The sequence below is a fragment of the Chromobacterium piscinae genome, assembly GCF_021129175.1.
Classification (GTDB): domain Bacteria; phylum Pseudomonadota; class Gammaproteobacteria; order Burkholderiales; family Chromobacteriaceae; genus Chromobacterium; species Chromobacterium piscinae.
Window position 1 is genome coordinate 23,653 of record NZ_JAJOHV010000034.1, and the last position, 8,798, is coordinate 32,450.

Sequence of the window (8,798 nt, forward strand, 5' to 3'; positions counted from 1 at the left end):
ATGAATTGTACGTTTTAAGCTAGTTTCCCTCTAGAAGTTTACGTTGCAATACATGGCCGCATTAAATTGGAATTAAAAATCTATCTTAGGCAACAATGACTTGATGCGCAGGCAAGAGCCGTTTAAGCACATAGTGCCGATGGTATTCAGCTGCAGTGTGAAACAAATAAGCTGAACTACTAGTGATACTGGTTGCATTGCGATTTTCCATTGCCCCAATTAACTCTTCAGTCCAACTACGTGAATTATAATCTTTACACAATTCCACTGGGCCAAGGTGCCCATTCTTCATTGCCACTTTCCATTGATCTGATCGTTCATAGTTATCGCCTTCATAGCAAAGTATATTCTCCACAGTTGAAGCTATCTCATCAAACGAAATTCTTGGTGTTGAATATCCCTTTTCATTAGCGAAACAAGTAAAGTGATCATGCAATCTTCTACAGGCCTCTAAAAAATTAACAGTATTATCACGCTTATCCACATAGCCAAGTGCATGTTCAAATTCCCATTTCAAAAAAGGCATATCTGGTAAAGTATCTACTCCACCATGCCCCAGACCTGAATTATTGGCAAATCCCGTTTTTATTCTTTCACTAACATTCCACAGCATTTCTTGCATTTTAGATGATGTATGACCATCCAAAGAAATAGTATCTTTTTCTACCTGGTTTAACGAAGATGTTGTTCCTGAGAAACCAAAATGGGAAAATGTATCTGCATATACATGTGCAGCAATCCCCAACAACTGCAGATTAAATTTTTCATCCTTTTGCTTGATATGATGGTCTATCATCTCTTGGGCAATCTGACTATCCCTCTTGCACATGATACGTTCAAGATATTTCCCGTTACCCCCTCCGGGTAAAAAATGAAAAGGAACCCATACAAGTCTGCTGTCATCCGCAGTACTATTCATCGGATGTCTCGTGAGCTTATTTATCACAGACTTCATTAAACCTACGTCTGCAGAAATATCATATGGACTATGTGCCGTTGCAATTCCTATGACGGCTTCACATGTATCACCATTTACAGTTCTAACCGACCTCAATTCTTCATGATCTTGATCATCTACATATTGAGAGGCATGAGCGACAATTTCTGCATCATCGCGGGGAATTCCTGCAGCAGCTGCCATTGCATAAGTCCCATAATAGTGCATATCAATTTGCATGCTTATCTCCTAGAATCATTTAACAAGCCAACTTTCTGTACCTGCAATACAGAAAATAAATAAATCCAATTGAAAACTGCAATATTCACCGCACAACTATTTCAGACACCGTTCATACAAGTCCAATCCATTATTAAACCCATCCCTGCTAAAATTACTTACATTCTTTGCATATAAATGCTAGGACTACTTAATCACTGGTAATAAAGAAATCCTCATCGCTATAAACTCAGTATGCTGTGGAAAAATTATCTAAAAAAATTCCGCACAGAAGTCTAAAAAGGTGGCCATCTCCACATAATAGTCCTCACAAAAACAGATTCCTAAAAAATAATACCCGTGCAAATACCTACAAGATATTTGACTAAAAAGCGTGTTTTCCTCGCAATGCTCGGGGTTAAATTCATCGCCATCACGTGAGTAAATATTTGTAGAACCGAACCAACTCGACACTATTCCCCATCAGCGCAAGCCGTCTCCGAAGTCATTCCCAAGGTCTTAAGCCGCCATTTGTTTGAGCGGGGCAACGTTAGTGCCCCGCGAGTTGGGCGGTGCCTTGGGAATGGATTTGGAGACGGGGTTTCGCCGCGCTGTTGGGGCGGCCTGGGGGTGCCGGGGGGCTGACCGCGCAGCCCCCTGGCCCGCCCTTTGGGCGGAATCAAAACGCTTCAGAGCAACAAGTTTTGGCCGCAATGATTAGCAGTCAAATCATTGATTACGCAGCAATACTTAGCACATTGACATGTAGATGGAGGCGGATTAGCGTGAGGGTTCTCTCAAAGCTCCAGCTGCACCCGCCCAGTTCTGGCGGTATCATTACGCCTTCTTTCTAGGCGTGCATTCGCACGTCGCAAGAGATCAAGGGGGGTGTCGGGTATCCGCAAGGACCCGGACGGCCTGGAGCCGTTGAGAGCGCCCCCACCCCGATACGGTGGAACCCTCTCTCAAACTCTCCAGGAGGCCATCATGGCCATGATCAATCGTACTGCTGCGACACTTCTTCTCATCGGTTCACCCCTAGCTTGCTCCCAAGTAGCCCATTCACTTGCGGAGGCCCAGCCATGAACCACCACCTCGACCTCTCCGTAAACCTCCCCCTCCGCCTCGACTACGCCAAGAACTTCCCGCTGCGCGTCATCCGCCGCGAGGAGGGCTTCTGGTTTGTCGCCGCCGAAATCGCCGCTTCGATGAAGCAGGAAGTGGAAGATCTGCTGGCAACGCTGGAGCAACCGGCTGGCCGCCTGTTGCTGCTAGCCGGGGAAGATGAACCGGTGCTGTGCTTGTCCGAAGGCGAGCTGGACGAGGTGGTCAGGAGGATCAAGAAACCCGGCGCGCGGCGGTTGCGGCGCTGGTGGCAGGAGGAGACGCGGCCGGCTTTGCTGCATGAAGGCGGGCCGGCCACCACGGCGGAGAGCCTGCATCTGGCGCTGGCCTTGGCCGCCGAGGCGGCGCAGCAGGTGGGGCGGGCGGTGATGGAGGCGGTGCTGCGCGGCCCTGGGCCTTGGCAGCATTCGCGCTGGGTGGTGGCGCTGGATTACGAGCGCCACAACAAACAGCGCTGGCCGCACGGCAAGCTGATCGGCCTCACCAGCTCCGTCGCCACGCTGGAAGGCTTGGCGGAGCTGATCGCCGAACCGGGCAGGATGCCGGTGAACAATACCGACCTGGTCAAACTGGCTTCCGCCTGCCATTTACGGCTGGCGGAGAGGATGGGACGGATCGCCGGTTGATCCAGCAGGAGCGCGATGCCGAAACGGGTCGCGCTTTTTTATTGGCTTTATGGCAAACGCTCAATCGATAGCCACCGTGTCCCCCCTTCAGCGCGCGCCGGTCAAAAATCGCCCAGCCAGGTTTTAAGCCGCCGCCTGTTTGAGCGGGGCGACGTTAGCGCCCCGCGAGTTCGGCGGCGCCTGGCTGGGTGGTTTTTGAGCGGGGTTTCGCGCGCTGTGGGGCGGCCTGGGGTTGAAAGGGGGCTGGCCGCGCAGCCCCCTTTCCCGTCCGACGGGCGGAACCGGCATCAAAATCCATCGTCCGCACAGCGGACACCGCCCCCCCCCCAAGCGGTGCGTCGCCCCTTTGGGGTGACGCACCCTACCCGCTGCCATTTGCGGCTGGCGGAGCGGATGGGACGGATCGCCGGTTGATCCAGCAGGAGCGCGATGCCAAAACGGGTCGCGCTTTTTTATTGGCTTTATGGCAAACGCTCAACCGATAGCCACCCTGTCCCCCCATCAGCGCGCGCCGGCTTCAAAGCCATTCCCAATGGTTTTAAGACGCCGGTTGTTCGACGCGGGGCGACGTTAGCGCCCCGCTAGTTCCGGCGGCTCCTTGGGAATGGGTTTGGAGACGGGGCTTCGCCGCGCTGCTGGGGTCGCCTAGGGTTGCAAGGGGGCTGGCGACACAGCCCCCTTGCCTGCCTGGCGGGCAGCCCCGCCATGAAAACCATCATCCGCGCAGCGGACACAACACCCAAAACGGTGCGTCGCCCCTATGGGGTGACGCACCCTACCCGGACAGCCCCCCCTGCCTGGCGGGCAGCCCCGCCGTGAAAATCATTCGTCCGCACAGCGGACACCGCACCCAAAACGGTGCGTCGCCCCGGCGGGGGGACGCACCCTACCCGGACAGCCTCCCTGCCTGGCGGGCAGCCCCGCCATGAAAATCATCATCCGCGCAGCGGACACCGCACCCCAAACGGTGCGTCGCCCCGGCGGGGGGACGCACCCTACGCCTCATCCCAATGCCGCCGCCATCCGCCTCATGCTCGCCGCCACAATCGCATGATGAAACGGCGTCACCACCGTCAGATACGTCCTCCCCAACAAATTATGCGTCCGCACCAGCGTGCTCACCTCCAGCCGCTCCGGCCGCCACTGCAACACCACCCGGAAATCCAGATGGCGGTCGTCTTCGCCAAGCACCGCGACATGCTCTCCCAGATGCAACACGCGGAACACGCCCAGCTGCTGGCCCACATGATATGGCTCAACCGAAGAGGAAGCGGGTCGGGCGGTTTTCAGGCCCAGCGGCGACACCAGCCGGTCGCGCAGCCGCATCAGCGCGCGGGCCCAGGGCGGCATCGTGGCGGAGAAGACGCGCAACAAGCTGGCTGCGTCGGCCGTCGGCGCGCCGGGCGGCAGCGGGACGCTGCGGCGGTCCTGCCAGGGATAGCGGCCGGTTTCCTGGACTAGCAGCGGAATGTCGGAAAAATCGTATTGGGCAGACACGGGCCTCTCCCGATGTGGCGATGGCCGCAGCATGCCCAACGGCGGCGGGGCCGTCTTGAAGCGAAACGACACGCGTCAGCCGCGCAAACCGGGCTCGGCGCACATCCGCAGGATCACCGCCCTAGGCAAGCGGTACAAGTGCAGCGCCGGGTCATCGCCCAGGCCATCGACATAGGCCGAAGGCGTGCGTCCGGCGTAGCGGACGAAATCGCGGTGCAGATGGGCTTGGTCGGCGTAGCCGGCGGTGGCGGCCATGTCGGCCCAGTCGGGCGACGGCGTCCAGCGAGTGTTCAACAGCAGACGGTTCAGCCGCGCCTGCGGCCGGAGAGCGCGCAGGCTCTGGCCAGCGCTGGCGTGGAAGCGGCGCTCGAATTGCCTGAGGCTGAGGCCGAAATGCGCGGCCAGCTCGCCGGCGCTGCGCCGGGGCCAATCGGACGGCAACGCCAGCGTGGGCGTGCGGTGGCCGTGCCAGCCGGCTAGACGACGCAGCAGCGCCTCCGCCTGCGGGCGCAAGGCATCGCCGGCGGCATCGACCAGCGGCGACAGCCAAGCCGGCGGCAGCAGCCGGTCCAGCGGCAGATAGGCGTCGAATATCTCGCCGGCGGCGATGCCGAACAGACGCGGCAGTTGGCCGGGCTTGAGCCAGGCCATCAGGATGCGCGCGCCGGGCGACGCCGTGGCCAGCCTCACGCCGGCGCAGCCACCCAACAGGCCGGCCGGCGCCGGCGTGCCGCCGTGGTCCAAGCGGATCTCGCCGCCGGTGACGAACAGCAGCATAGGGTGCAAGGTTGCCGGCAGCAGCAGCGGGCCACCGGGCAACACAAGGTCCAGCATGTCGCCCAGCAGCGTGTCCAGACCGGGCGGCGGCGGATAGAGAACGGGGAGCGGCGGGTGGGTCATGGCGGACCGGCGCGAAATAGACTGTCGTCATTGTGTCGCCGCCGCCGCCGGCCGGTCAATCCGGGCGATGGATGCGAAAACGCCCCGCGCGAGCGGGGCGTTTCATGCTGCGGAACCGGCTGGCTTATACGGCCATCACCGCTTCCACCTCGTCCACTGTCTTTGGGATCGGCTCGCCCAGCACGCGGCTGCCGTCCTCGGTCACCAACACGTTGTCCTCGATGCGGATGCCGCCGAAGTCGGCGTATTCGCGGAACTTGGCGAAATTGATGTACTGGCTGTGGCGGCCTTCCTTCTCCCAAGCTTCGATCAGCGCCGGAATGAAGTAGACGCCCGGCTCCACGGTCAGCACCATGCCGGCCTTCAGCGTCTTGCCCAGGCGCAGATAGCCCAGGCCGAACAGCTTGCTGCGCTCGGTGCCGTCGCCGTAGCCCACCAGGTCTTCGCCCAGCGCTTCCATATCGTGCACGTCCATGCCGATCTGGTGGCCCAGCCCATGCGGGAAGGCGATGGCGTAGGCGCCGGATTCGACGATCGCGTCCACATCGCCGCTGAAGAAGCCCAGCGCGGCCATCCGCTCCACCATCACGGCGGCGGACAGCTTGTGGATGTCCTGGTATTTGACGCCTGGCTTGACCGCGGCGATGGCGGCTTCCTGCATCTCCAGCACGATGTCGTACAGTTCGCGCTGGCGGGTGGAGAACTTGCCGCCCACCGGGAAGGTGCGGGTGATGTCGCTGGCGTAGCCGCCGCCGCTGGCGCAGCCGGTGTCGTTCAGCACCAGGTCGCCCTGCTGCAGCACGTGGTCGTGGTGGTGGTTGTGCAGCACTTCACCGCGCTTGGAGAAGATCGACGGGTAGGCCAGCTGCCAGTCGTGGCGGCGCATGATGCCTTCCATGATGCCCACCACCTGGTATTCCACCACGCCGGGCTTGGCGTTTTGCATCGCGGCGATGTGCATCGCGTGGGTGACGCCCAGCGCGGCTTCCATTTCGGCGATCTCTTCCGCGCCCTTGATCTCGCGCAGCGCCACCACCGCGCGGGTCAGTTGGGGACAGAAGCCTTCCTTCACCTGGGCCGGATGGGTGTCCAGCAGGCGGCCCATCTCGATCAGCGTCTCGCCGCGGTAAGGCGCCAGGTAGCGCACTGGACGGCCGGCGGCGCGGGCCTCGGCCACCACTTGCGCCAGCTCGGCGTACGGACGGCTGCGCGAGAGCGAGACCTTGGCGGCGCGCTCGGCCAGGGACGGCAGCGGGCCGGTCCAGACGATGTCGGCCACGTCCGGATCATTGCCGAACAACGTCGCCTCGCCGCTGTCGGCGTCGATCGCGCCGGCCAGGCCCGGCTCGTTCAGGCCGAAGAAGTAGCGGAAGCTGGAGTCCTGCACGAAGGGCAGGGTGTTGTCGTGGTAATTCATCGGCGAGTCGACGTTGCCGACGAACAGCAGCAGGCCGGACAGGCCGGACGCTTGCAGGCCGGCGCGGCGCTGGGCGTAGACGGAAGGGGCGAACATGTTTTCTCCTTTTGCCGCATGCCGGCGGGAGGCGCCGCTGCGGGTATATTCAACCGCCTAAGTTATCATGCGCGGCCCCCGCCGGCCAGCCGCGGCCTCAGCGCGCCGGCGCCTCCACTGCCTTTTCCGGCGCGGGTTTGACCGGGCTCAGCAGCCGACACAGCAGGCCGCCGGCCAGCATCGCCCATAAGGGCGCGCCCAGGCCGGCGAAGCTGACGCCGGAGGCCGCCACCACGAAGGTGAGCAACGCCGACTCCCTATGCTCGGCATCGGCCAGCGCCGCGCCCAGCGACGACGCCAGCGTGCCGAACAGCGCCAGGCCGGCCGCCGTCACCAGCAAGGGCTTGGGCAAGGCCAGCGCCAGCGCCGCCAGCGCGCCGCCCATCACGCCCATGACGATGTAGATCAGCCCGCAGAACACGCCGGCCACATAGCGGCGGCTGCGGTCCGGATGCGCTTCCGGCCCGGTGCAGATGGCGGCGATGATGGCCGCCAGCGTGACGCCGTGGCCGCCGAACGGCGCGGTGAGCATCGATGCCAGGCCCAGCGCGGTCACCGGCGAGCGCGCCGGCACCTGGTAGCCGAAGGCGCGCAGCACCGCCATGCCGGGCAAGAATTGGCTAGTCAGCGCCAGCAGCGCCAGCGGCAGGGCCAGATTGACGAAAGCGGACCACGACCAGGCCGGCCAGGTGAACAACGGCGCGGCGACGGCATGCAACGACGCGGCCGCCGGCGCATGCAACTCGCCGGCGGACAAGACCGCGCCCGCCGCGATGGCGGCCAGCAGCGCCCAGCGCGGAAACCAGCGGCGGCCGATGAAGAACAGCGCCGCCATCGCCAGCACCAAGCCCAGATGGCCCGTCGCCTCGGCCACCACTTCGCCGACGAAATGAAACAGGATGCCGGCCAGCAAGGCCGCCGCCAGCGCCGGCGGGAACAGCGCCATCAGCCGGTCGAACAAGCCGCTGACGCCCACCAACGTGACGATGGCGGCGGCGGCGAGGAAGGCGCCCACCGCCTCCGGGTACGGCACGCCGGGCAAGCCAGCCAGCAGCAGCGCCGCGCCCGGCGTGCTCCAGGCGGCGATCACCGGCGTTTTCCAGCGCAGGCTCAGCCACAAGCCGGCCGCGCCGGAGCCGATGGACACCGCCCATACCCAGGACGCCAGCTGCCCCTGCGACAGCCCGGCCGACTGGGCGGCGTGGACGATGATCAGAAACGGCCCGGAAAAGCCGACCAGCAAGGCCAAAACGGCGGCCAGCAAGGCGGAGGGGGCGGCGTCGCGCCGCAAGGTTTGCCACATGGCGACTCTCCTGATGAAAACCAATGTCGCCAGCGTGCCACGGCCTGCGCGCCACGGACTCCCACAAGCGCGCCAAACAGTTTATGCTGGGCCGCATCTGTTCTATATAACAGCCATCCTCAGGAGCCCCGCATGCAGCTGACCGGCATTCCCTTCGGCGTCACCGACTGGGCGGACGTCCCCGCCGACGAGCACCCCGGCGAACAGGGCCGCGCCTACTGGCGCACGCGCCAGCTCGGCGACATCCGGGTGCGGATGGTGGAGTACACGGCCGGCTACCTGGCCGACCACTGGTGCGAGAAGGGCCACATCCTGCTGTGCCTGGAGGGCGAGCTGCATACCGAGCTGGACGACGGCCGCGTCTTCGTCCTCACGTCCGGCATGAGCTACCAGGTGGCGGACCGGGCCGAGGCCCATCGCTCCCGCGCGCCGCAAGGCGCCAAGCTGTTCATCGTCGACTAAGCCCATGCCGCAATACCAGGACATCGCCCGGCTGCTGCAGGCCCGTCTGGACGCCGGCGAATTCCCGCCCGGCGGCAAGCTGCCCTCGGTGCGGCAGCTGGCCGCCCACCACGGCGTCAACAGCCTGACCGCGCTGGCCGCCTACCGCTGGCTGGAGCAGAAGCAGCGGGTGGTGGCGCGGCCGCGCGCCGGCTTCTACGCCGCGCTGCCGGCCCG

Annotated in this window: 8 protein-coding genes; 3 read left to right on the plus strand and 5 right to left on the minus strand. The window is 62.7% G+C overall.

What is annotated here, in order from left to right:
* Window positions 1-85: 85 nt before the first annotated feature.
* Entirely contained in the window at window positions 86-1,177 is a 1,092-nt protein-coding gene (locus LQR33_RS11380; RefSeq protein WP_231468969.1) for a DUF6765 family protein, read from the minus strand.
* 1,061 nt (window positions 1,178-2,238) lie between these two features.
* On the opposite strand from LQR33_RS11380, the gene LQR33_RS11385 reads away from it, so the two are divergent.
* Window positions 2,239-2,907, plus strand: a complete 669-nt coding sequence (locus LQR33_RS11385; protein WP_166438788.1) for a BRO-N domain-containing protein — start codon at window positions 2,239-2,241, stop codon at window positions 2,905-2,907.
* A 1,002-nt stretch (window positions 2,908-3,909) separates the two neighbouring features.
* Here the strand turns inward: LQR33_RS11385 and LQR33_RS11390 are convergent.
* The 4 genes from LQR33_RS11390 to LQR33_RS11405 all read right to left on the minus strand — a co-directional run bounded on the left by LQR33_RS11390 (window position 3,910) and on the right by LQR33_RS11405 (window position 8,120).
* Window positions 3,910-4,404 carry a DUF2867 domain-containing protein gene (locus LQR33_RS11390; protein WP_166438787.1) on the minus strand — a complete coding sequence of 165 codons (495 nt, stop codon included), beginning with the start codon at window positions 4,402-4,404 and terminating at the stop codon, window positions 3,910-3,912.
* A gap of 75 nt (window positions 4,405-4,479) precedes the next feature.
* Window positions 4,480-5,304, minus strand: a complete 825-nt coding sequence (locus tag LQR33_RS11395) for a helix-turn-helix domain-containing protein (protein ID WP_231468971.1) — start codon at window positions 5,302-5,304, stop codon at window positions 4,480-4,482.
* 124 nt (window positions 5,305-5,428) lie between these two features.
* Window positions 5,429-6,817, minus strand: coding sequence for an aminopeptidase P family protein (locus tag LQR33_RS11400; protein ID WP_231468973.1), 1,389 nt, complete (start codon window positions 6,815-6,817; stop codon window positions 5,429-5,431).
* Between the two features lie 97 nt (window positions 6,818-6,914).
* Window positions 6,915-8,120: a benzoate/H(+) symporter BenE family transporter gene (locus LQR33_RS11405; protein WP_231468975.1), complete on the minus strand. Its 1,206-nt coding sequence runs from the start codon at window positions 8,118-8,120 to the stop codon at window positions 6,915-6,917.
* Between the two features lie 132 nt (window positions 8,121-8,252).
* On the opposite strand from LQR33_RS11405, the gene LQR33_RS11410 reads away from it, so the two are divergent.
* Window positions 8,253-8,582 (plus strand): DHCW motif cupin fold protein, encoded by a 330-nt coding sequence (locus tag LQR33_RS11410; RefSeq protein ID WP_231468977.1) that lies wholly within the window; start codon window positions 8,253-8,255, stop codon window positions 8,580-8,582.
* 4 nt (window positions 8,583-8,586) lie between these two features.
* Window positions 8,587-8,798: winged helix-turn-helix domain-containing protein (locus tag LQR33_RS11415; RefSeq protein WP_231468979.1), on the plus strand; the 212-nt coding region annotated here is incomplete at its 3' end.